General features: G+C 60.2%; 17 protein-coding genes and 1 pseudogene. 11 read left to right on the forward strand and 7 right to left on the reverse strand.

From position 1 onward, the window contains the following. Positions 1-37: 37 nt before the first annotated feature. The 3 genes from OMP40_RS36425 to OMP40_RS36435 form a co-directional block, all read right to left on the reverse strand. Complete coding sequence (locus tag OMP40_RS36425; protein ID WP_277538861.1) at positions 38-2,764, reverse strand: DUF4073 domain-containing protein; 2,727 nt, start codon at positions 2,762-2,764, stop codon at positions 38-40. 172 nt (positions 2,765-2,936) lie between these two features. Further along, positions 2,937-3,269, reverse strand: a complete 333-nt coding sequence (locus OMP40_RS36430) for an ArsR/SmtB family transcription factor (protein ID WP_277538864.1) — start codon at positions 3,267-3,269, stop codon at positions 2,937-2,939. A gap of 46 nt (positions 3,270-3,315) precedes the next feature. Continuing rightward, the gene (locus OMP40_RS36435; protein ID WP_277538866.1) at positions 3,316-3,828 is read right to left on the reverse strand and encodes an SRPBCC family protein; all 513 of its coding nucleotides are present in this window, start codon (positions 3,826-3,828) and stop codon (positions 3,316-3,318) included. Between the two features lie 2,118 nt (positions 3,829-5,946). Between OMP40_RS36435 and OMP40_RS42830 the strand changes: the two genes are divergently transcribed. The 5 genes from OMP40_RS42830 to OMP40_RS36465 all read left to right on the forward strand — a co-directional run bounded on the left by OMP40_RS42830 (position 5,947) and on the right by OMP40_RS36465 (position 13,934). After that, entirely contained in the window at positions 5,947-9,357 is a 3,411-nt protein-coding gene (locus OMP40_RS42830; RefSeq protein ID WP_420872116.1) for a carboxypeptidase-like regulatory domain-containing protein, read from the forward strand. A gap of 34 nt (positions 9,358-9,391) precedes the next feature. Continuing rightward, on the forward strand, positions 9,392-11,038 hold the full coding sequence (locus OMP40_RS36450; RefSeq protein WP_277538870.1) for a fibronectin type III domain-containing protein: 1,647 nt from the start codon (positions 9,392-9,394) through the stop codon (positions 11,036-11,038). Between the two features lie 201 nt (positions 11,039-11,239). Beyond that, a complete protein-coding gene (locus OMP40_RS36455; protein WP_277538872.1) occupies positions 11,240-12,100 on the forward strand; it encodes an S-layer homology domain-containing protein in 861 nt (286 codons plus the stop codon). 167 nt (positions 12,101-12,267) lie between these two features. After that, positions 12,268-12,915, forward strand: coding sequence for a cupin domain-containing protein (locus OMP40_RS36460; protein ID WP_277538875.1), 648 nt, complete (start codon positions 12,268-12,270; stop codon positions 12,913-12,915). A 443-nt stretch (positions 12,916-13,358) separates the two neighbouring features. Further along, positions 13,359-13,934: a 5' nucleotidase, NT5C type gene (locus OMP40_RS36465; protein WP_277539727.1), complete on the forward strand. Its 576-nt coding sequence runs from the start codon at positions 13,359-13,361 to the stop codon at positions 13,932-13,934. A 108-nt stretch (positions 13,935-14,042) separates the two neighbouring features. Here the strand turns inward: OMP40_RS36465 and OMP40_RS36470 are convergent. After that, positions 14,043-15,681 (reverse strand): annotated as a pseudogene (locus OMP40_RS36470) (MDR family MFS transporter). A gap of 216 nt (positions 15,682-15,897) precedes the next feature. On the opposite strand from OMP40_RS36470, the gene OMP40_RS36475 reads away from it, so the two are divergent. Together OMP40_RS36475 and OMP40_RS36480 are read left to right on the forward strand one after the other, a co-directional pair. After that, positions 15,898-16,653, forward strand: coding sequence for a Cof-type HAD-IIB family hydrolase (locus tag OMP40_RS36475; protein ID WP_338131372.1), 756 nt, complete (start codon positions 15,898-15,900; stop codon positions 16,651-16,653). Between the two features lie 2 nt (positions 16,654-16,655). Further along, on the forward strand, positions 16,656-17,216 hold the full coding sequence (locus OMP40_RS36480; RefSeq protein WP_277539729.1) for an NUDIX hydrolase: 561 nt from the start codon (positions 16,656-16,658) through the stop codon (positions 17,214-17,216). A 635-nt stretch (positions 17,217-17,851) separates the two neighbouring features. Here OMP40_RS36480 and OMP40_RS36485 read toward each other — a convergent pair. Both OMP40_RS36485 and OMP40_RS36490 read right to left on the reverse strand, forming a co-directional pair. After that, positions 17,852-18,268 (reverse strand): pyridoxamine 5'-phosphate oxidase family protein, encoded by a 417-nt coding sequence (locus OMP40_RS36485; RefSeq protein WP_277538877.1) that lies wholly within the window; start codon positions 18,266-18,268, stop codon positions 17,852-17,854. A gap of 77 nt (positions 18,269-18,345) precedes the next feature. Further along, positions 18,346-19,425 carry a LacI family DNA-binding transcriptional regulator gene (locus OMP40_RS36490; RefSeq protein WP_277538879.1) on the reverse strand — a complete coding sequence of 360 codons (1,080 nt, stop codon included), beginning with the start codon at positions 19,423-19,425 and terminating at the stop codon, positions 18,346-18,348. A 112-nt stretch (positions 19,426-19,537) separates the two neighbouring features. On the opposite strand from OMP40_RS36490, the gene OMP40_RS36495 reads away from it, so the two are divergent. The 3 genes from OMP40_RS36495 (at position 19,538) to OMP40_RS36505 (ending at position 22,314) form a co-directional block, all read left to right on the forward strand. After that, positions 19,538-20,314 carry a glycosyl hydrolase 2 galactose-binding domain-containing protein gene (locus OMP40_RS36495; protein ID WP_277538881.1) on the forward strand — a complete coding sequence of 259 codons (777 nt, stop codon included), beginning with the start codon at positions 19,538-19,540 and terminating at the stop codon, positions 20,312-20,314. After that, positions 20,253-21,923, forward strand: coding sequence for a glycoside hydrolase family 2 TIM barrel-domain containing protein (locus OMP40_RS36500; RefSeq protein WP_277538883.1), 1,671 nt, complete (start codon positions 20,253-20,255; stop codon positions 21,921-21,923). Before OMP40_RS36495 ends, OMP40_RS36500 begins: the two co-directional genes overlap by 62 nt. Positions 21,924-22,014: 91 nt before the next feature. Further along, entirely contained in the window at positions 22,015-22,314 is a 300-nt protein-coding gene (locus OMP40_RS36505; RefSeq protein ID WP_277538885.1) for a glycoside hydrolase family 2 protein, read from the forward strand. A gap of 409 nt (positions 22,315-22,723) precedes the next feature. Here the strand turns inward: OMP40_RS36505 and OMP40_RS36510 are convergent, their stop codons facing one another. After that, positions 22,724-23,611 (reverse strand): AraC family transcriptional regulator, encoded by an 888-nt coding sequence (locus tag OMP40_RS36510; RefSeq protein ID WP_338131402.1) that lies wholly within the window; start codon positions 23,609-23,611, stop codon positions 22,724-22,726. A 414-nt stretch (positions 23,612-24,025) separates the two neighbouring features. Between OMP40_RS36510 and OMP40_RS36515 the strand changes: the two genes are divergently transcribed. Further along, a complete protein-coding gene (locus OMP40_RS36515; RefSeq protein WP_277538887.1) occupies positions 24,026-24,541 on the forward strand; it encodes a hypothetical protein in 516 nt (171 codons plus the stop codon). Positions 24,542-24,550: the final 9 nt, after the last annotated feature.

A 24,550-nucleotide genomic window follows, 5' to 3' on the forward strand; every position in this document is an offset into this window, starting at 1 on the left:
CACGAACGCATTCGGACGGAAGTCCGTGCCGAATCCGTTAATATAAGGCGTGTGCGTAGTCGTCGTCGGGGTTGTGGTGCCGTTCAGGCCGTCCGCATAAACGATCGCGAAGGTACTGAATTTTTTTAACGGTGAACTGAATGCCTGTCATGTTGTTCATCGTCACGACTTTGCCCTGGATCAGTTCCTTGGTGCCGTCGCTGTGCTCGGCATAGACGCCGAGATGGTTCATGATGCGATCGCGCTCGGCCGCATCTGTCGGCAAGCCGTTTTTCAGCGGCAGGAACAGGCTGACTTCGCGGCTTTGCAGATTCGTTTCGATCTGCATCGGACGACCGTAGATTTTAATGGATTCGTCCTTTGCGTAATCCTGAACGGCCTTTTCCTGCTTGGCTCTCGTCTCGACCTGAACGCGTCCGTCCTCGGACTTGACCGGTACGAGACGGAAGTACAGATCCTGTCCGAAGCCGGAGAGCGAAGCCGTCGGGATCGACACGATGCCGTCGCCGGTCGACAGCTCGAGATTCATTTTACCGTCGTTGATCTGCGTCAGAGCCGCAGCCGGGATCGTCACCGACACTTCCGATACCTTGTCTTCGGCATCGGGGATGGCGATGCGGACAGTGCTGCCGCCTTGCGCCTTGGCTTTGTCGACAGCTTCCTTGGCGATATCGGAAGACAGCGTTACGCTGTCCGTCACTTTGCCGGACGCATCGGTCGTACGGGTGACCGGCGTGCGGGCCAGGCCGCTGCCGTCGCTGCCTTGGACGTCGACATAGCGCGTTTCGGTGTTGTTCGACGGTACATACACATATGGTGCGTTAAAAGAGACGCTGGTCGTCGGGCTTGCCGTCCTCACGCCGTTCTCTTTGACGCGGACGAGCACGGTGACATATCCGGAGAAGACCGGCGCATTTTCAGGATCGTAGCTCTTCCAGGTCGTGCCGTTGTCGGTCGAGTACTCCATCGTCGCATCGGCGCCGACGAGCTTGTCCGCATTGTCGTCCGCCGTGACCGAAGGCGCAGCCGGCGTGAAGAATTGGTTGAAAGTGGACTGAATCGCGGCCAGATCGGCGTAGCCGCCTTCGGGGCGCTTGTCGAGCATCCAGCTGCTTAGCTCGGCCGTTATTTCGTCTTCGGGATTCAGGCTTTCCATCTTCGAAAGGTCGAGATTCCATTCTTCGATATCGATGTCCGGGTGAGTCTGCTTGAAGCTTTCATACGTCTTTTGGATTTGTTGAAATAAAATACCGAGCGAGCTTGTCATGCCCTCCGGCGTCGTTACGCTGTTAATGGCGACTTGCGGATAGAAGGAAAAGGAGCCCAACAGGAAGGTCAGCATGCTGCCGGTGCCGACTCCGCTGCCATTGCCGTTTTCTCCGCCATTGCCATTTGCCGGTGGCTCTTCGTTGATCAGCGTTGTAAACGTAATATAGAGGGTGTACTTATAAATATATTTTTCGACAGGCGTTAATGCATCGTAGGCTTCATTCATCTGGGTAGCCATCTGAGCCGGTTCATACTCAGGGAAAACCGTCTCAAGTCCGCCTAGCTTCGCGAATGCCGCATCGATGACGTCGCTCATCGAAGTGAAGCTTTGATTATCCAGCAGCTTAACGGGAATGGCGGCCAGATCGGAGACATACTGGAGCTGCGCCAGGTTGTCATAATACATGCGGGAGCCTTCGCTTGGGCTGCCTGATCCGAACAGGTTCATGACGGTCGCGGCCCAGGACATTTTGAGTTCTGTGATCCAGCTCTCGAAGTCATCGGGCAACGTCAAGCCCAGATCTTCATCGATCAGCGCATCCAGCAAGCCTTCGACGTCTTGGTTCTCTATGGCTTCATTGACGACGCGAAGGGTAAAGAAGTTGTCAAAGTTGGACTGAATGGCAGCGACGCTTGCGTAGCCGGCTTCCGGACGTTGGTCGATCATCCACTGGCCGAGCGCCATCCATTTGACTTGGGCTCCCTCGTCTGCTTCCGGGTCTCCCAGTGTTATGGCTTTGCTGAAGTCAAGTCCCATATCGGCGAGGGGAGCATTAGGGTACTCGGATTTGAAGTCGGCGAGATCGCCCAAGTAATCCATTAAACCCCATATAACATAGATCATTTCTTCGGCGGACTCAGGCTGGCTAAAGCCTGGCACTTGGCCTTCCGGCTGGAAGATCAACATAACGAGCAACAAAGGCGAATATTCTTCGCCGGTTAAGGCCATTGCAGCCTGATTTTGAATAAAGGTGTCGTAAATTTGCCGGTCGGCGGGCGACATGGCAGCGATGTGATCGGCCATTTCCTTCAAATACGCGACATCGGGAGAATTGGGGAACAACGTCTCGATTCCCGAAGACAGCGACAGAATCTGATTGATCTTGCCGCTTATACCTCCCATGCTTACATCATTACGCGACTCAAACAAAAGGCCAAGTACGTCCAGCTTGAATTGAATCTGCGCAAGGCTCTCATACAGGTTATCCTCGCTGGGCTGGAAAAAACCTTTGATAAAATCCATAGCATCAGACAAGTCATCTTGGCTCCAACTGGAGAAGTTGTCGGGGAGATCGAGGTCTCCCGCTTGTTCGCCGTTGGTAAGCGCTGTCATTAAGGCCGGTTCGTCTTCTGCCTCATTGACCGCAGTGACCGTGTTGTTAGGCGCGGTAGCGGCGCTGGCGATTTCCCAACCGCCGACAACGCCCAGCAGCGGTTGAAGCAATAAGAGGACAGCGAGCAGTCGAGCGACAAATCTGAAGTTTTTTGGAATCATCTCTCAGTTCCCTTCTCCTGTTGTATTTAACCTCAATAAAAATTAACACCGCTGCGAAGCTTGTTAAACACATTAATTTCCATAAGATTAAGAAAGAGGTGTTCTGAAATTGATCGAAAAACGGCAAAAAAAGGCCCTGAACGCAGACGGGGCCTGAATGAATAGTGAATCATTATTGCTTGTCTTTCCCATCCTTACCCTGCATTTCAGCGAGCAAAGCGTCCAGCCGATCCAGCCGCGCCTCCCACGACGCGCGAAACGCCGAGAGCCATTCGTCCATTTCCTGAAGCGGCTCCTGGCGGAGCTTGTACATGCGCTTGTTGGCCGCCGGCTGGGACTCGACCAGCCCCGCTTCGCTCAGCACGCGCAGATGCTTGGACGCCTGGGGCTGGCCCATCGCCAGCCGTTCGGCGATATCGCCGACCGAAAGAGGGCCTTCCCGCAGCAGCTCGACCATGCCGAGGCGGTGGGGCTCCGCGAGCGCGCCGAACGTAGCCGTATTCATAAACGAAACCTCCTAGACCCTTGCAAGTGCCAAGTTCCAAAATCGTTCAACCGCGCTTCATCTGCGGCAATACGTCTTGCGCGAGATTATCCAGGGCCATCGCGGTACCTTCGCTCATGCCCATTTTGAGCGTCGCTTGCAGCTCTTCTTCCGTAGGCAGGCGGAAGTTTAAGACGAGCGTCGTCCGGCCGTCGCCCGCGTCCGCGAATCGTACCGTAACCTCTTGCTTCGGAATGACATCCGTCGGATTCGCCTGCTCGTCCGCGAAGGTGACGGCGTACGATATGCGCTCAAGCGGATGGATTTCCTCATAGATCCCCAGCACCCACTGTGTTTGACCTTCAGGCGAACGCATGCAGTAGTGCCATTTGCCGCCCGGCCTGAGGTCGATCCGGCAGACCGGAATCGTATACGGCTTGGGCGCCCACCACTTCGCCAGCAGGTCGGGGTTCACGAACGCCTCGTACACCATCTCCCTTGGCGCATCGAATACGCGCTCCATGATGAACGTCCGGCCATCGACGCGCGTGACCGGCTGATTTGTCCCGTTTTGATTCATTTTTCGTTCCTCCTTAATCGTATTAGCAACAATATATCCAATTGGATATATAGCTGTCAACGCATATTCGGGTAACCTATACATTTTTTGCCCCTCGCTACATGACTCAGGTCGCGCGAAGTCATGACCGGCATGACAAAACCGATGACGGCTGCTCACTAGTGGGATCGGCCGCTAAAACTTACGCTAGAGCATAGAGTCGTCGAGAATACGGAGGTATTGTGATGAGGTTTATACGAATGCAAAAACGGCACTCGATGCTGCGCGTGTTAGTCGTGCTGGCCCTGCTACTCGGCAGCGTGCTGCCTGGCGGAGTGCCGCGGTCGGCGATGGCCGGGGATCCGCCGGAGGAAACGATGGCACCGCCGGAGGACGTAAGGAATCTGGACTGGAGCTTGATCGATTACAATCGCGTGCAGCTGCAATGGGAGAAGCCGTTGCTGCCCGACAGTGCAGAGGAAGATCCGAATATCGAGAAATACGAGATTTACGAAGCGGGGTCCAATGCGGTGTTCGCGGAAACGCTGGATACGCATGTCGTCATCGGCGACCTGGCTGAAAAGCGAATTTACAGATTCATCGTCAAGGCCGTGAATGCGGAAGGCGAACGATCCTCGGGCGAAACAACGTATCCGGGCACGTCTCCTCAATACTCGGCCGAATTGGCGTCAGCCTCCATCGGAAGCGGAGACGAGCGCATGATGGATTTAAGCGCGGACGGATCTACGCTGCTGCTAGCTAACGGCGCGGGGTCCTCCATCTATGAATTCAAGACGGCGACAGGCGTTCTGCGCGCCCTCCCATTGACGCAAGACGGGGAACCGCTCAACGCGTCGATCAACGGGCTGTCCGTCAGCGGAGACGGTTCGGCGATCGTTTTTGCCACGGCATCCGATAATTTGAAAGGAATTCCGCAGCCGGGCGGCGAGAAAACCGTTTACGTATACGATGTCCGCAGCGACACGCTGCAAGCGATCAGCCAGCCGGGTGCGAGAAGTACCGAACCTTCGATCAGCGCAGACGGCAATCGTATCGTCTACGATGAAGCCTCCCAGATTTATCTCTACGAGCGGCAGTCGAATACGCGTATTCTCGTGAGCGCCAATACGGCGTCGCTGCCGAGCGACGATCTCAACTACCGCCCCGTGATCAGCGCGGACGGCAAGTATATTGCTTACTACTCCTCCGCATCGGATCTCGCGGGCGTTCCGGCGGACGGTCCGGAGCAGACGCTGGTCGTTTACGATGTTGATTCGCACGCCGTAGACAGCTATTCGCAGGAGGCAAGCAGGTATAATCAGCTCGCGATTAGCGATGACGGCTCAAGGATTGCCTTCACGGCGCGGTACGGAGGATTCGCGAAGCCATTCGTGTACGACAGGACCACAGGCGAGACCAAGTATCTCAACAACGATCGTCCCCAATCGGAAGACAAAAATAAATCGTATTTGAACATTTCCATCAGCGGAGACGGACGTACGGTGGCGGCGGATCTACTGCACCACGACAAGGCGCCCGGCCAAGCCAGCGCTTTCGGCGAACGTTTCGACCTGACCGAAAACCAGGACGGAGGCATCGTCGTCGCGAAGGCTTCGCAAACGTTCAATCCCGCATATACGACGGCTCGCAATACGCTCGATCGCGACGGAAAAAAATTGTATCTCCTGAACGTGACAACGCTGTACGTCGAGTGCAGCGAGACGTGCGATGCAGGCGAGCCTGGCGGTCATATTCAAACGGTGTCCTGGAGCGTGCCGGGCGACGCTTGGGCAGGCGACGAGCTGAAGCAGGGAGCGACAATGAGCTTGCAGGCAATCGGCCAGCCGAGCCTAGCGCTCGAGGCTATCGTCGACTATAGCCTGCTGTCCGAAGCGGGGCCGCCCGAGAAAAAACAGGCGGTCGTCCCGCTGAGCGAAGATGCGCAGGCTGCGGGCATCTATCGCGCACAATGGCAGCCGCCTTCTGGAACGAGCGCAGTCGACAAGCTGTCCGCGAGGGAGAAAGACGCAGGCGAAGCTGTCTCCGCGCCCGGGCTGCCCGTACGGATTGCAGGTATGCTGCGCGTCGCGATTTCCGGAAAGGAAGGACTTCCGGAGGCGATGACGCTGACGGCTACTCATGAGGGCAAAGCCCCCCGTATCGGCGACGATTCGTCCCGGCGCGCAGTCATACGACCTCCCGCTCGCTGCGGGAGCGGCCTATGCCGTCAAATTGTCGGCGGAGACCGAGGGCGGAGAAGAGATCGTGCTTGCTTCGGACGCCGGCATTCAGGTGACGGGGGGCGCAGTGACGCAGCTTGCGCTAACGCCGACGCTGCCGGCAACGTTGCAGGTCAAGGTCGAACTATTCGGCGAGCCTACGCAAGAACTTAAGGTCATATTTAAGAAAGACGGCAGCGACGAGCCGGTGGCCGAGGTCAAGCCGGACGGGAGCGGGATCGCGACGCTTCCCGGCAGCCACCTGGCAGGCGAGGCCTTCAAAGTGTCGATCGCCGTTCCGGCCGGTTATGTCGCAGGCGGGGAGCAACGTATCGTACTGAAGCTCGGTGCGAATGCTTTGCGCTTCACCGTAAAGAAAGAAGACGCGGCAGTACGTGATCTCTTCATGACCTACGCGAAAGTGATAGCCGGAACAACATATGAATCGCTGCCCGTGCAGGACAGCGACGCGACGCTTGTCGTAGAATCGGACCCCGGCCAGCAATTGGCCGCGGACGTCGGCTACTGGTTCTGGGAGAACCAAGATGACGCCGAGCCGGTCAAGCGGACGGCGCGCATCGCGCTCGCCGAGCGGGAAGGGAGCGGCAGATACGAGGGCAGCTTCCGGATCGTCGCCGGCATATCCAGAATCGAATCGGCTCGCGTCATCTATAACGGGCATGCCGTCGACAGGGACTATGCGATCGGGAAAAATGTCGCCGGCAGAATGACCTTTCGAATGCCCGAGCCTGAGCAGCCGCTGACGGGCTGGGAATCGGCCGCGGTGGGAAGCTGGTTGAAGGTCGCCTATTTCAAGGACAGATACATGAATTATTCCGCGAACGGCATTCTCGGAGATGACCTGGCGCTTACTTTCGACGTACCGTTTTCCGGCATCGAGTATGCGGCGACACTGATGCCCAAGAGCGGCTCGGCGCTCTCCATTCTGCAATTTAACGCCAAGCAAACAGGCTATGGGCGCACCGACTTAATAGATATTCCTGCAGCCTACTTTGTATCGCTGGCAGCAGTTCTGCGATTTGAAGACGGCGCGGAGGGCGGGGCGAAGTATTGGTTGGAAGATCCGGCCGGCGCTGTCGTAAGCGAAGGAACCGCTTGGATCGGCCGGGACAGCACGCTTAGACTGCCGCTCAAGCTGTCCTCGGGCGGAACCTACCGGCTGAAGCTGGTGCCGAACGATCCGGCTTATCAACCTGCCGAGCAGCCGATCCTCATGGATCGCCTCAACGTCGCGGCGAGCGTGACGCTAAGTCCGAAGCCGCTCGGGAAGCTCGAGGGCGTCGTAAAGGGCAAGGACGGCAAGGCAGCGGCAGACGCCCAGATCGTAGCCGAGCTGCTGGACGACGGCAAGAGCAAGCTTTTCTATGCGAGGACGAATGCTTCAGGCGCTTATTCGCTGCAGCTGCCGGAAGGTCAAATTCTGATTCGCGCGATCGCGACATCGTCCGTTCAGGGCTATCAGAGCCAACAGGAGTCCGTCCGGATCGCCGCGGGCAAGACAGCGCAAAAAGCGCTTCAGATTCTGGATTTTGCCGATGTGGGCGTGAAGCTGTACACGCTGCAGCCGGGCGGCACCTGGCAGGGACCGATACCGATCGACGCATTCGTCGCAGGCGCATATAAATTATCATCCGACCGCATCATTCAATCGCTGCAATCCCGCATGATCCTGCGCGCGCTGCCGGGTGAGACCGTGCAGATCTGCGCGGACGGCCGGGATCTGAACCTGTCCGCCGAATGCAAAGCGGTCAAGATCGGCGAGGACGGCAAGGCCGAAGTCGAGCTCCGTCTTAAAAACGAAACCTCCAAAGCCGCGGTCCGACTGCTCGGCGCGGACGGACAGCCGCTGACAAGCGCCTTCGTGGAACTGCTCAACGGCGAAGGTCAATATATACCTAACATTAATTATAATCTTGCGCCAGGCGAAGAACGCGGCATCCTGACGCTGCAGGGCTCGGGCAGCTATAAAGCGACCTTCTACGCGAACGGCGGCTTTGCAGAAGTTTCATTCAGCACCTCGCAAGGAGAGACGACCGACCTGGGCGCGGTCGTGCTGCAGCCGTACGGCGCGTTCGCGAGCGGCAAAGTCAAGCAGGCTGTCACCGTGTCCGATTCGAAGGTGGCGCCCGGCAGCACGACGACGCTGCGCGTTCTCTATCAGAATTACTATGCGCAGTCGTTCGCCGCCGAGGATGCGGAGATCGTCGTCGCGCTGCCGGCGGGCGCCGAGCCTGTCGAAGGCACGGCAGTCGTGGCAGGCAAGGCGGCTTCCTATAGCGTAGAAGGACGGAATCTGATCCTGCCGGTCGGCACAGTGGCGGACAACAAGCAGCAGAGCGCGCAAGTCAAGCTTCGGTTTGACGAAGCGGTGGGCAACGAGCCCGCGCTCCAGGCTTCCATTCGCTACAAGATGAAGGGCGAGCAGTCAAGCGAGATGTTGGGCATGGCCGTGCTGTCCAAGGTTCGCGTCTCGCTCAGGGCGCCGGCGCTGACGGTCAAGCGCCAGCTGTCGCTCGGCGGTTCGGCGCCTGCGGGAGCCGCCGTAACGATTTACGACGGCAGGAACCCGATCGGCACCGCCACGGCCAATAAAGACGGTATATGGTGGGCTGACTCGACGCTGACCGGAAGTGACGGCGTCTATATGGAGCATAGACTAAGCGTTGAGGCCGACGACGGTACAGGGGCGCGAGTCTCCGGCGAAGAGGCCGTCGTCGTCTACGATCCGAACGATCCAGGTCTGGTATCGATGACGATTTTGTCGAATCACAAGGAAGTAACCTTTAACGTTGAAGGCGGCGTCGCGGTATTTCCGCTCTCCGTCGTTACCAACGCGCCGATCGCTTACCGCCTGAATTTCAGGGATCCGGAGCGGGTGTACGACGTTCGCGTGCAGAACGGAGATACGCTGTCGCAGGCGGCAAAGGGAGCCGACGGCGTATACCGGGGCGTGATGCCCTTCTCGAAGAGCTTCGGTCAAGTGTGGATCGACTACCGGACGAAGAGCGATTCGGCCGAGCTGGCCGCCCGTCCGGCGATTACCGAGGAGGAGCTGCGGAATTCGCTGCCGGCGGCGCTGCGGGACATCGCGGTGTCGAGAGTCACCAATGCGGGAGAAGTGACGCCGGGCGGAGAGCGGATGCCGGAAGGCGCATTCGAAGCCGACGTGCGGGTCGCGGAAGGCGTCACGTCCACGATTCGGGGGAACGTTCGAATCGGTTGCCTATACGGTAAGCGACAAGGATCTGGCTTGGCAAGCGCGTACGGGCTTATCCGTTTTCAACTTCAAGGAGAGCCATACAGAGCTTAAGGACGGATCGCTGCAGACGACCGTCAGCTTCGTAATGCCGGCCGCTTCTGCTGCGGCCCGCGGAATTCAGGGCGTCTCGATAGGAGGCATCGGGATCACGCTGAACGGGCTGATCAAGTTTGGAGATGCCGGCTTTAAAGGCTGGTCTGCTGCTAAAGCGGGGCAGGATTCGCTGAAGAACTATCGGCGTGCCCAAGATCTGCTGCAGGCTGCGGAAGCGATATGCGATCCCCAGGCGAGAGAATATTATTCGGAGTTTGCGCGGGAAGCACTGTTCGACGTAAAAGCCCACTATATGGCGTCTTTGACGCTGAAGGCGATCAAAAACTTCGGTAAGATCGATAAAGGGCCTGGGGTGCTGTTCAGCGCCGCGAGCGAGTATGCGTCCGTGACGTTCAAGGAAGTCGAAAACAACGAGATGGACGAACTCGAAGCGCATATCAAGCAGTATTCATGCAAGCTGAAGCCTTACCCGCCGACCGATCGCAAGGATCCGCCGGCGGCGTCGCCCAAGTACATCTGGGATCCGAGCGGTTACGTCTACGAAGGCATGCCGTCCAATCGCGTAGAAGGCGCGACCGCTACGGTGATGGAGCTGGTCGGCGACGCTTGGACCGTATGGGACAGCGCGTGGTACGGACAGGAAAACCCGCAGTCGACGGACCGTGAGGGAAGGTACGGCTGGGACGTGCCGGAGGGCAAGTGGAAGGTTCGTTACGAGAAGGATGGCTACGAGACGGCGTACAGCGATGCACTAGACGTACCGCCGCCTCAGCTCGAGGTCAACGTGCCGATCGTCTCCTACGCGGCGCCGGAGGTGCAGTCCGTGCGTCCGGCACCGGGCGGAGCCGGCGTGACCGTATACTTCGCCAAGCCGGTGAACGTCGAGTCGCTTGAGGATGCGTTCACGCTGAAGGATGCGGCAGCGGCGGATGTCGCGGGAACGGTCAAAGCCAAAGATGTCTATACGGACAAAGACGGATTGGCGCTCACGATGGAGGCCGAATTCGTTCCCGATGCCGCGCTTCGTGTCGGCGACAGCTATACGCTGACGGTGCTCGGCACGGTACAGAGTTATGCGCGCGTACCGATGGGCGAGGATGAGACAGCGACATTTAAGGTGGAAGCTTCCGACATGACGCCGCCTGCCGATGTCACAGCTCTTGAAGGCGGAATGACGGACGAAGGCGCCGTGCTGACATGGGGCGATCCGTCCGACAAGGATCTTGCCGCCGTGAACATTTACTGGAAAAAGGCTGCGGACGCTGCGTACGGCCATCCTGTCACGGTGTCCGCCGGAACGATGTGGGGAGCCGTCCCCGGTCTTGACGCGGACGCCGAGTACGAATTCAAGGTTGCTGCGGTAGACGAGGCAGGCAATGAAGCGCGCGGCGTCGCATTCGACTGGACGCCGCAGGGCGGCGCGGACTTAACGGCGCCGCTGCCGGTCTCCGCATTGGCGGCAAAAGCGCAAGGGGACGGTGCGATCCGGCTGACTTGGACGGATTCGTCGTCCGTCGATCTGGCAAAGCTGCGCATCGAATGGCGAATCTCCGGTTCACAAGACAAATACGCGACGGCCGAGGTGGAGAAGGGCAAAGGCGAGTTTACGGCTAACGGCCTGAAGCCGCTCACCGAATATGAGCTTCGCGTAATTGCGGTTGACGCTTCGGGGGAATGAATCGAAGCCCGTCGGCGCGTCGGCCTCGACCGGCGCGTCCGGACCGAGCGACGGACCGGTAGGCTCGGGGGCGGCGGTCCGACGGATCCGAACGAAGAGAGCGGCGATCTCGGAGAAGCGGGCGCGAGCCTGAGCTTCTTCGGCGGCAACTTCAAGCTGCAGCTGCCTGGCAGCGGCGGCGCGGCCGGCGCCGCCAAAAAGGTGACGGTATCGAAGGCGCTTAATTCGCCGGCACCGGCGGACACGCATCTTCGGCTGCTGTCGGACGTCTATGCCTGGAAGCTTGAAGCGGGCAGCCGATTGTCAGCCGCCGTCAAGCTGACGATCGCGTACGATGCGGCGCGGCTGGACGGAGCGGATCCGCGCAAGCTGGGGGTGTACCGTCAGGATGCCGCCGATAAGACGCGTTGGACCTATGTCGGCGGCGTCGTGGACCGCGCGGCAGGCTCGGTGGAGGCGGATGTATCGGAGCCGGGCGCCTACGCAGTGCTGATAGCCGAGTACAAGTTCGGCGATCTGGCGAATCATTGGAGCCGCGAAGATGTCGAAGCGCTGGCGTCGCGCGGAATCGTGACCGGCGATCCGGACGGTTCGTTCCGTCCGAACGGGAAGATCACGCGGGCGGAATTCGTGAAGCTTTTGCTGCCGGTTTTTGCGAACCGGGCGGGAGCGAATCAGGGAGCCTCCGGAACGTTTGCCGATGTACCGCAGGACGCCTGGTATGGAGAAGCCGTATCGATCGCGACGACGGCAGCCATCGTGCAGGGCGCGGGCGGCAAGTTCAGGCCGACCGATCCGGTCACGCGCGAAGAGATGGCCGTCATGCTGTATCGGGCGCTCGGGATCGTCACGGACGATCTGGATCCCGAGAAGCTGCTGAGCGTATTTAACGACGGCGCTAAAGTGTCGGGCTGGGCGAGGATGCAGGTTGCCTATGCCGTCAAGGCAGGGCTGCTCAAGGGCAGCGGCGGCAGGCTGAATCCGGGCGCTGCCGCCACGCGAGCCGAGGCGGCAACCGTGCTGCTCCGCGTTCTGGAAGCGCAAGGAAAGATAGAGAAATAACAATAGGTCAAGGTTAAATAAGAAACCGCTCCTTCTGTCATGCGCATGACGAAGGAGCGAAGTCATGACCGGCATGACAAAACCGATGACGGCTGTTCACTAGTGGGATCGGCCGCTAAAACTTACGCTAGAATCAGCTGTTATCGCCAAATAAGGAGAATGATCCTATGTCAGCAACGCAAACGCAACGTACGATTCGCAATCCCCAGATCGGCGACGAGGTCACCTTTCTGGAGACCGCGCAGGAATCGGGCGGCGCTTACGAATGGGTGGAGGTCCGCCTTCAGCCCGGGGGCGGCACGCCCTTGCACTACCACACGACGTTCGAGGAGGAGTTCGAAGCGATCGAGGGCAGGCTGTCGCTCGATTGCGACGGCAAGACGCTGCTGCTTGAACCGGGCCAGAAGGCGGTAGCGCCGCTGGGATCGAAGCATCGCTTTTACAACCAGGAGAAGACGGAGATCGCGTTCCGCGTGAAGATACTGCCGGCGCGCAGCTTCGAGAAGTTCCTGCGCATGCAGTACGGCCTGGCGCGGGACGGCAGAACCGGCGCGAACGGCATGCCGAAAAGCATGCTGGAGCTGGCCGTGGTGATCCGGATGGGCGAGAGCTATCTCATCGGTCCGCCGGTCTGGTTACAGAAGGGCATGTTCGGTCTGCTGTACCGGATCGCGCGTTGGCGCGGCATTGAGCGGAGGCTGCTGGATGCGTACTGTCCGAAGTCCGGGGCGAAGAAGGGATCGGGCGAGCGGTATGCGGGGGGTATCCTGAAGCGTAGTTACGAAGTCGGAAAATCGGATGCCCGGCACCCCTAAACGACGCCGCGATCGCGATTGGAAGCGGGGGCTGACCGGGATCGCGCGGCCTTGGTGCTGACCGGGGCTGAAGCGATCGGCAAAGTTTTAAAGAAATCCTAAACAGCAAACGACGAACCCCGAACCTGTAGCAGGTCGGGGTTCGTTTTATATGCAATGGTTCGGTCAGCCCAATCTGATCAGGTACTTTCCAGCGAAAGTACGTTGTCTACGTTGCTACGTACGTGCGCCTAAATGCTTTCCCATGACAGCACTTCGACTACGTTGCTCCGTCCGCGTACCCAAGTAATTTCCAGCGACAGCACTTCGCCTGCATTGCTTCGACCGAGCGCTAATGTGCTTCTGAATGACTGCGTTTCGGCCCCGGCCGCGAAGCCCGATTAGGAAGTCCGGCGCCCTTTTGGTAAAATAAGCGGATAATTCCGATGTCCAAGGAGACTGCGATGAAGCTCGGATTCGATATCGACGATACGCTCATCCGTTTGCGGGAGCATGCTTTTCGTCTCTACAACAAGAAGCTGGGCAGACAGGTCGACATCGCCAAGCTGCATGCGCTCGCGTGCATTCCGATCCACGAAGCGTTCGGCATGACGCCCGAGGAGGGCAAGCGGATGTGGGACGAACTGCGCGAACAGATCTACTTCAGCGATTGCCCGCCTTATCCGGGCGCCGTCGAGGCGCTAAGCGAGCTGGACAGGCTGGGGCACGAGATATATTACATTACGGCCAGAGGCCAGGGGCATTGCGACCGCACGCTGGCATGGCTGAAGGCAGCGGGCTTTCCCGTACGTCCGGGCAGATTCTACTGCGGCATGGGCGACGCGGAAAAAATCCACGTGATTCGCGAGCTCTCCCTCGACTATTATTTCGACGACAAGCCTGTCGTGCTGGACACTTTGGCCGAGCTCCGCATGCAAGTTTACGTGCGCGACCAACCGTACAATCGGCATGTGACGTTGCCACGTATCGTTTCGTGGGACGAATTGTTTAAGCTATTAAGCATGGATCCGCCTAAATAATTGCCGGGCAGCGACGCAATGTAAGAAGTCTGGCTGCGGGCAGCGCGGCGGTCAAGCATGAACGACGATGGATAGTTGGCGGGGCTGCGGGCGATGCTGCGGCTCCGTTCAGTGCTGGGCTGCGTAAGCTTCAGCCTCCAGTGCGGGATCCATGCGTTCCCGGCTCATAAGGAGCGCGGCGGCGAGCGCCAGCACGGCCGGGAGGAGGCTCCATAAAAAAGGTCGTCGAGATGGAGGACGAGAGCCCGTCGGTGACCGTGGCCAGGAGATCGCGCGGAATGTGCGCGCGGGCCGCGGGTTCCATGAGCGCATGCGGGTCGCTCAGGTCGAGGCCGCCAAGGCTGCCCGTGCCTGCGCCTGCGCCTCCGTTCGTTGCTGCGCCGGCTAACGAACCGGCTCCCGTGTCGCCGGCCGTCGCAGCCGTACCGTCTGCGGTCGCGCCTCCGGCAAGCGCGCCGCCCAGCGCCTCCGACAGCCTGCGGGCCATCGCGTGACTCTGAATGATGCCGAACACCGTGATGCCGAGCGTCATGCCCAGCGAGCGGAGAAAGTTCAGCGTAGAGCTGGCGGAGCCGCGCTTGTTCGCCGGCAGGGCGTGGATGGCGGCATTGCCGAGCACGGAGAAGGTCGCGCCGACGCCGAGTCCGACGAGCACCATGTAGACCGTGACGATCCAGCGCGGCGTGTCCGCGGTCAGCGTCGTCAGGAGCGCGATACCGACGACAAGAATGACGACGTTCGGGATGAGAATCGTGCGGTAGGAAAGCTTGTTCAGCAGGCTGCCGCCGAGCGTCGCGGTGACGACCGTGCCAAGCATCATCGGCAGCAGCACCATCCCCGAGTTCGTGGCGGAGCCGCCCAGAACGCCTTGCATGTAAATGGGAATGTAGACGGACGCGGTAATGAAGGCGGCGCCGCTCAGCATGGCCAGCGCATTGCTCGTCGCGTACAATCTGCTGCGGAACATCGCGAACGAGATGATCGGTTCGGCGGCGCGCCGCTCCGCCCATACGAAGAGTAGCGCGAGCGCGGCGGCGCCGGCGAACAAGCCGACGATTTCCGCGGAGTCCCAAGCGAACGTCTTGCCGCCGAGCTCCATGGCGAATACGAGGCAGACGATGGTGCCGACGAGCGAGGCCGCGCCGGTCCAATCGATGACCTGGCGCTCGTGCTGCGCCGACTCTTTGTAGAAGAAGGCGATCATCGCGAACGCGATCAGTCCGAGCGGCAGATTGATGTAGAAGATCCAGTTCCACCCGATATGATCCGTAATATAGGCGCCGAGCAGCGGTCCGAAGATGCTGGAGAGGCCGAATACGGCGCCGAACAGGCCGCCCAGCTTGCCGCGGCTCTCCGGCGGCACGGCGTCGAACATGATCGTAAACGCGATCGGCACGAGCGCGCCCGCTCCGATCCCCTGGACGGCCCGGAACAGGCTGAGCTGAAGGATCGAATCCGCCGTGCCGCAGAGGGCGGAGCCGATCATGAAGCAGACGACGCCGAAAACGAAGAAGCGCTTGCGACCGTACATATCCGACAGCTTGCCGAAGATCGGCATGCCCGCCATTTCCGCGACCATGTAGGCCGACGTTACCCATACGAATTTGTCGAGACCGCCGAGCTCGCCGATGATGGAGCCCATGGCCGTCGCGGTGATGGAGTTGTCCATCGAGGCCATCAGAATGGAGAGCAAGAGCCCTGCGATCACGATGCCGGTATTTTGCGTTGTTCGTACCACTCGAATCATTCCTTTGCGCTGGTTTGGTTCTGTTCGTTCTCGCTGTCTGTACTCATTGTATGGGAGCGTCCTTGACAACAGTCTGTCAGTATTCGCGAGTTTTCCGTTTACGCAAGGACGAATTTGTAAGATGATAAGAGGAATGGTTTTTAAATAGACAGACTACAGGATGGGGAGCTGGCATGAGCTACAAAATCGTTTTTTTTCGATATCGACGGAACGCTGGTGGACGAGGAAAAACGCATTCCCGAGGATACGCGCCTCGCGATCGCGGAGCTGAAGGCGAGCGGGATCGAGCCGGTCATCGCGACCGGGCGCGCGCCGTACTTTTTCAAATGGCTGCTGGAGGAGCTCGACATCGAGTCGTTCGTCAGCTTGAACGGCGGCTATGTCGTCTACAAGGGCAAGGAACTGTACGACAGGCCGATTCCGATCGGCGATCTGGAGAAGCTTGTCGAGTTCTCCGGACGCGCAGGGCATCCGCTCGTATTCGAAGGCAAAGCGACCTATCATACGAACCATGAGAACGACGAAGGCATGTGGAAAGCCGTCGATTCGCTGCGGGTGGAGCGGCCGGGGTTCAATGCCGATTTTTGGCGGGGAGAGGGCATTTATCAGGTGTTTCTGCATTGTACGGAAGGCGAGGAAACGGCATACTTGCCGGAGCTGCCGGGACTGCGGTTCATTCGCTGGCATCCGAACGCGCTGGACGTGCTGCCGCATACAGGCTCCAAGGCCGAGGGCATCCAGGCTATGCTGGACGCGCTCGGTATAAAGCCGGAAGAAGCGATCGCCTTCGGGGATGGATTGAACGACAAGGAGATGCTGGCGCTCGTCGGCCTCGGCATCGCGATGGGCAACAGCCATCCCGAGCTGCTGGCGCATGCTGACTATGTGACGGGGCGCGCGGACGCGGGCGGCATCCGTCAAGGTCTGGTCTATGCGAAATGCATTCCGGACGGGAAGGGGGCGGCGGTATGAGCATGGAAGTGAAGTTTTGCTCGTCGTGCGGGTCCCCCATGGAGACGCGCGACGTCGACGGCACGCCGCGGCGCGCCTGCACGGCATGCAGCTTCGTGCATTGGGGCAATTACAGCATCGGCGTCGGCGCGCTCGTAGAGCGCGACGGCAAGATCCTGCTTGTACGCAGAGCGCAGGAGCCGGGCAAAGGGTACTGGACGAACCCGGGCGGCTACGCGGAGCAACTGGAGCAAATCAACGAGACGGTGCGGCGCGAGGTGCTGGAGGAGACCGGCATCGAGGCGGTCGTGACGGGCGTCGCGGCGCTGCGGGACCAGCCGAGAGCCGTGCACAATTTGTACGTCGCGTTCTCGATGACATACGTCGGCGGCGAAGCGGTGCCGGACGGCGTGGAGGTGGATGCGGCGGGTTTCTACTCGCTGGCGGAGATGGACACGATGAACGTCGCGCCGTTCACGCGCTGGCTCGTCGACGTGGCGCTAAAACGCGGCGGTTCCGCGGGCCTCGCAGTCGACGAAGCGCCGATCGTGCCGCTGCCGGGGTACGGTCTGTTCAGGTGCTGAAGCACGATCGGCCGGTTAGGGGCGGCGCGTTATCTTTAAAGGCAGGTACGCGCCGCCCCTGAAGTTCGCAGAAGTCTCAACCAGGAACAAACAAGCCACCTCGGCCGCACCTCGGACCGCGAGAAGTCTTAACCAGAAACAAACAAGACCCCTCGGCCGCCCCTCGGACCGCGAGAAGTCTCAACCAGAAACAAACAAGCCCCCGCGTCGCCCCTCGGACCGCGAGTAGTCTCAACCAGAAACAAACGCCTCCCCCCGCGCCGCCAATCGGACCGCGAGAAATCTCAACCAGAAACAAACAAGCCACCTCGCCGCTCCGCGAACCGCGAAAAGTCTCAACCAGCAACAAACAAGCTACCTCGCCGCTCCGCGAACCGCGAAAAGTCTCAACCAGCAACAAACAAGCCCCCGCGCCGCCCCTCGGACCGCGAAAAGTCTCAACCAGCAACAAACAAGCCCCTGCGTCGCCCATCGGACCGTGAGAAGTCTCAACCAGCAACAAACAAGCCACCTCGGCCGCCCCGCGGGCCGCTGGACGCATAAAAAGGCAGGTCCGATACAGCCAGCGCGGCTCCGGACCTGCCTTTTTGAGGTTCAATGAAGTGACCGCTTCGGCAAATTCTACACGGGCGGGCTCACGCCGGACGCCAAGTCTGCTGCTCCCCGTCTTTCTCCGTGTACAGAATGAGCGTCGGCGCAAGCTTCAGGATGACGTAGTCCGGATCGTGCGGGCCGTCGAGCCACTTTTTGAAGTAGCTTTTCCACACGTCCGACTTCAGCTCCTCGTCCGTGGAGATCGCCACCTCGCCCTGCACCTCGACGATCTCGCCCGGCCACAGCCGGCCTTCGAGACCAAGGAGCAAGGATGCCTTCGGATTCGCCTCGAGCTCGTCGACCTTGTGCGTATCGCGGTGCGTCGCGAGCAGGATCGTCAGTCCGTCGTTGAACACCTGCATATAGCGCAGCGAAGGCTGGCCGTCGTGGACGGTCGCGAACGCCCCGAACTTATATTTTTCGATCGCCTTTGTCAGCTTCTTTTCCAGATCGCTCATGCGAATCAGCTCCCTTCAAGTTTGGTCTCGATTATCGTACCCGGATCTTGGAATCGCCAACCATCAGCCGCCGGGCCTTATTCGCTGCGATGTGACGGGCGAGGGCGATGCTGAACGAATCGGCAGCTCCTCAGCGTTCTTCCAGAGGCGGGGCGCAAGATTCGCGCGCGATAAACGCGCCGTAAATGGACAGCTTGGTCGGATTGCCGCCGTAGTCGATCTTGCGGATGAGGAAGTCCACGGCCTCGTAGCCCAGCTGCTCGCGCTGGACCTGGACCGTCGTGAGCGGCGGCTTCGCGCGGGCGGCCTCTTCGATATCGTCGAAGCCCGCCACGGACAGCTCCCCCGGGAATTCGGACGCCTGCCGCGGTCAACATCTCGATCAGATTGACGGCGATGCGGTCGTTGGCGCAAAACCAAGCCGTCGGATAGCCGTCCAGCCCCTCCAGCCAGGCTTGTACTTCCGACGGCTGCGAGTGGAGCGTCGCGAGCGGCGCTTCGCCGGTCAGGCAGTATTTGTCGGGAATGGCGAGTCCGGCTTCGCTCATTGCCTGGCAGTAACCGAGCCAGCGCTCCATAAAGCTGCGGGTCATGCCGATCGCGCCGATAAATCCGATCTCGCGGTGGCCGAGGCCGATCAGGTACGACACGATGCGAAACGCCTCGGTCGTATTCGCGGTGACGACGGCGTCGAGCTTCAGCGTATCGTAGTCGTGATCGACGATGACGAGGGGCGCCCCGAGGTCCAGCAGACGGCGTACATATTTTTCGCGGAACACCCCGAGCAGCAGCAAGCCTTCGTACAGGGCCTGATGCCATTCTTGCGGAAGCAGCAGCGCTTCCTCCATTTGCTCCGTAATTTCGCATCGTAACGCCGCGCACCCGGTTTCCTTTGCCCGCCTGTCGATGGCCCAATAAATTTCCTTGTAGAAGCCCTGATCGTGCCTCAGATACTTCGGAATGAGAACGAGCAGGTTGCGCGTCCGCCTGCCTTCCTTATCTGTCCGCGCGCGGTAGCCGAGAAGGTTCGCGGTCTCGAAAACGCGGTCCCGCAGCGATTCGCTTACGCCGGATTTGCCGCTCAGGGCGAGCGATACGGCATTTTTAGAGACGCCGAGCGCATCCGCGATGGTTTGCATCGATACTTTTCCGTTCATGGTCGCTCAGCCCTCGGATCGTTAGTGGCTTTTATTGCTTTACACTTTGAAGTTTGTCAAGCCGTTTGTCAATTGATGCGCATTGGGCAATGCTCTATGATGGGGGCGAACGATGACGCACGAACGAGGAACGGGGCGGAAGCTGGAGATGAAGGAATGGCTGCTGAACGGCGAGAAGTGGGAAGTCAAAGGCTATTGGCCGTGGGTGCCGCTCAAGGTGAGCAGCATGGAGATCGGCCAGGAGCTGCTGGGCGTGACCGACTGGATGCCGGCGACGGTGCCGGGCGGCGTGCATGCGGAATTGCTGCGCGCGGGACTGATCGAGGACCCGTGGTTCGGCTTGAATAGCTGGAAGTGCGAATGGGTGGAAAACCGTTGGTGGGTATACCGCGCCTCCGTCGCTTGTCCGAAACCGGGGAGCGGGCGGACCGAGCTCGTGTTCAAGGGGCTCGACTATGAAGCGCAGGTGTTCGCGGACGGCAGGCTGCTCGGCGAGCACGAAGGCATGTACCACGAGGCGGTCTTCGACGTGACCGAGCTTGCGCGCGGACAGGAGCGAATGGAAGTGACCGTCATGTTCAAGCACGCCCCGGACGAGATGTCGCAGATCGGGATGACCTCGCGGACGCATACGCAAAAAAGCAGGTTCAACTATAAATGGGACTTCTCCACGCGGCTCGTCAATATCGGCATCTGGGACGACGTGCTGCTGCGCGTGCACGAGGCCTGGACGCTCGACGACGTCTCGGTCGCGACGGACGCCGATCCGGACGCCGGGACGGGCGAGATTCTCGTGACGGCGGCGGTCCGCAGCTTCGCGGTGCGGGATGATGCTGACGGGGGGCGGGGAGCGAGAGGCGGAAGAGAACGCCGAAGACGCAAAGGATAACGACGCGCAAACGCTGACGCTGCGCATTGACGTGACCGACCCGGAAGGTGTCTTCATCGCGCGCAGCGAAGCGCCGATCGGCGCGGACGGCAGGACGGGAGAGCTTCGTATCCCCATCGATCAGGTGAGACTGTGGCAGCCGAACGGTTACGGCGAGCAGCCGTTGTACGACGTGCGGCTGACGCTGCTTGAGGACGGGAGCGTCATGGACACGCGCGCGTTCAAGACGGGCATCCGTTCCCTCTCCTACGCGCAAAACGAGGAGAGTCCGGAAGATGCCCTGCCCTATACGTTCGTCGTGAACGGCAAGCGCATCTACGTCCGGGGCGTGAACATGACGCCGCTCGATCACCTGTACGGCAACGTGACGCCGGAGCAATACGAATATTACGTGCTTCTTATGAAACGTGCGGGCGTAAACCTGGTACGCGTGTGGGGCGGCGGCATTATCGAAAAAGCGTGTTTTTACGAGCTTTGCGACCGCCACGGTCTTCTGGTATGGCAGGAGTTCATCCAGTCGAGCTCGGGCATCGACAACGTTCCTTCGAAGCGCTCGGCGTTCCTCGAGCTGATCGCGCTGACCGCCGCGAGCGCCTTGAAGGCGAAGCGCAATCATGTGTCGCTGACCGTCTGGAGCGGCGGCAACGAGCTGATGAGCGAGCCTAACTTGCCTTCGACCTGCGAGGACGCGAATCTGGCGATGCTGAAGGCGCTCGTAGAGACAAACGATCCGCGCCGGCTTTTCCTGCCGACTTCGGCGTCGGGTCCGGTGCAGTACATTACGCCGGAGAAGGGCGTCAGCCACGACGTGCACGGCCATTGGAAATACCAGGGCAATCCGGGTCACTACGAGCTGTATTCGGACGTGGACAACTTGTTCCACAGCGAATTCGGCGTCGACGGCGTGAGCGCGGTCAAGAGTTTGAAAAAGTTTCTGCCGGCGTCCGAGCTGCGGCCGGTCTCGATGAACGACAGTCTCGTCTGGCGTCATCACGGCGAATGGTGGGACACGTACGATCGGGATATCGAGCTGTTCGGCGCGGAGGTCGCGTCCGAGATCGGCGTCTTCAGCCGCGCGAGCCAGTGGATTCAGGCCGAGGGGCTGCGCTACGTGCTGGAGGCGAACCGGCGGCGTCAATTCAGGAACAGCGGCAGCGTCATCTGGCAGTTGAACGAGCCGTACCCGAACGCCTCGAGCACAAGCCTGGTCGATTACTACGGCGAGAGCAAGATGGCCTATTATTGGACGCTTCGGGCGTACGGCCCGTTCTTTGCGTCGGCGGAGTACAGGCGTCTGAATTTCCGGACCGGGGAAACGTTCGAGGTCAAGCTGTTCGCGGGCGCGCATTCGGCTACGGAAGGGTTGACGGTACGCAGCCGACTGCTCGGTATGGACGGCGAGCTGCTGCACGCGCAGTCGGACGCCGTCAGCGTCGACGGCGAGCACGCGGCGCATGCGGGCGACCTGCACGCGCTCGTGACGGAAGCGTTCGGTTCGCTGTTTCTGCTGCGGCTCGAGCTGTTCGATTCGGCGGGCGCGCTGCTGCATGCGAACGATTATTTTTCTCCGCGCTGGAGCGGGCTATTTATGCGCCTGCGCTGGCGATAGGCGACAGGGGGGCGTCTGGCGGCCACGCCGCTTGGCGATTGGATGGCGGAGGGCGATTGGATCTCGGAAGGCGACTGTGCGAAGGAAGAAAATGGGACGGCAGGGGGAGGGGCGGGCGGCGAAATTCGGCCGAGCGCGAGCCGGGCGGCTTGAAGCTGTCGCGCGGCGCTTCAGGCTCGCGAATTCGGGCGATCATGCGGCGCTGCACGTGCATGCGGAGGAGACCACGAACGGCTGGTGGATGGCGGCCGACGACCTGTACTTTACGTTGCTGCCAGGCGAGAGCCGGGAAGTGGTCGTCACCTGCTGGCGCAAGCGCGCGGGCGGATTCCTGGCCGGCGATACAGGCTTAACGGCGGCGCTGCCGGAGTTGATTTTCAAAAGCTTTTAAAATGTTGGCAGTGAGGACCTGTGCTCCCAAAGAACGCGACATCCCAACAACTTCAGAAAAGGCCATTTGGACCGGCGCGAGGCTGTAAAGTAACTATTTGCCTCTACAGCACCTTATGGACCGGTTTGCGAGGCTGTAGCGTAACTTTTTGCCTCTACAGCACCCTATGGACCGGTTCGCGAGGCTGTAAAGTAACTTTTTGCCTCTACAGCACCCTATGGACCGGTTCGCGAGGCTGTAAAGTAACTATTTGCCTCTACAGCACCCTATGGACCGGTTCGCGAGGCTGTAAAGTAACTATTTGCCTCTACAGCACCCTATGGACCGGTTTGCGAGGCTGTAGCGTAACTTTTTGCCTCTACAGCACCATATGAACCGGTTCGCGAGGCTGTAAAGTAACTTTTTGCCTCTACAGCACCCTATGCCCCGCGCGATCACATCCCCTCACCCACGCGCCCCCCTCATCGGGAAGCTTCTCATAGGACGAACGGTATGCACGGGGCGCAAGTCCCGTTATTTTTTTGAACACATCGAGGAAGTGGCCCCTGTCCTGATAGCCGACCGACTCCGCGATCTCCTGAACGGACAGCCGCGTATGCCGCAGCAGCTCGCAGCCCCGCTCGATCCGCAGACGCTGGACATACGAGCTGAAGGTGAGTCCCGTCGCTTTGGCGAACAGCCGGTAAAAATGCCGTTCGCTCAAGCCGGCCGCCTCGGCTGCCCGCGCCGCCGTGATCGGCAAGGCGAGGGAGGCGCGAATGAAGGCGAGCGCGTCCTCGATGCCGCCAGCATGGCCTGTGCGCGTGTTTTCCGGCTCGTCCGCGAGTCTTCGTTCGATCTCCGTCAGCAGCACGACGAACAGCGCATAAATACGTGTCTGGTAACCTGTCCGCCGCCCCGCGAACTCCGCGTAGGCCGTCGAGAAAAAAGCTTCGAAGGCGCCCGTACGATCCTGCAATTTCCGCCAGCCGCCGTCTCCCGGCGCAAGGTCCAGACAGGACAGCGCGCGCTCAAGCCGATCGAGTCCCGGGAAGCCGCGCAGCGCTTCGGCCATGCGTTCGGCCTCGAAGATAAAATTGTATACGACAAGCGGCTTGCCGGCGTTCGCCGAGCTGGGGCGGAACACATGCGAGGCCCCCAACGGCAGCGTGAACAGGTCTCCGCGGCGAACGCGCAGCCGCTCTTCTCCGATGTATTGATGCCCCTCGCCTTCGCCGACGTAGCTGATCTCCGTAAACTCGTGGGCATGGTAACCAATCTCGTACGATTCGGAAACGCGATTGATGTAGAACGGCAGCTCCCCGTCAAAAAAAGATGTGGGAGGGCGTTACTTCGATTCTCTGCTTGATCATCGCGCGACAGCTCCCGCTATATCGATTTGCGCCGGCCAGCCCGATCCCCTGATGTCGTGAAGGCGATGCGTCTTCCGCACCTCCGCGCATGCCGGCGAACCGCGCCATCCTTTCAACTGCTTATGATGGCAGGATACACCGTCTAGATGGCACGATCAACCCTTTTCTTGCGTGGTCGCGCGGCTACAATGAAGGATAGGAACACATACGGCCGGAGGCCGGGGATGGAGGCAGCGCGATGGCAGGCAGGAATTGGAACGCTTCGTGGATTTGGGGAGGACAAGAGGAGAGTCCGCGCAACGAGTGGCGGTGCTTCCGGGGGAAGCTTCGACGCGCCTGCGTCGGTCGAGGGACCGGCCATGCTTCATATAACGGCGGATTCGCGATACGTACTGTTCGTGAACGGCGAGCAAGTGGGGAGAGGCCCCGTGCGCTCCTGGCCGAAGGAGCAGTTTTACGATTCGTACGACATCGGCGGGCAGCTGCGCCCGGGCGTCCGCAATACGATCGCGGTGCTGGTGCTTCATTTCGGCGTGTCGAACTTTTATTACTTGCGCGGACGCGGCGGGCTGATCGCCGAGATCGAAGCCGATGGCCGCACGCTTGCGGCGACGGATGCCGCATGGCGGACGGAGCGGCTGGGCGGACAGCGTTCCAATTCCCCTCGGATGGCCTGCCAGCAGGGATTCGGGGGAAGTCATCGACGCGCGCGAGCTGGCGGAAGACTGGGCCCTTCCGGCGTTCGACGACGGCGGCTGGGCGCAAGCCCGATCGATCGGACCAGCAGGCACGGCGCCCTGGACCTCGCTCGTTCCGCGCGATATTCCTTTTTTGACGGAAGAAAAGCTGTATCCCGCCTCGATCCAGTCGCTTAGCCGGGTGAA

Source organism: Cohnella rhizosphaerae (genome assembly GCF_029525575.1).
GTDB lineage: Bacteria > Bacillota > Bacilli > Paenibacillales > Paenibacillaceae > Cohnella > Cohnella rhizosphaerae.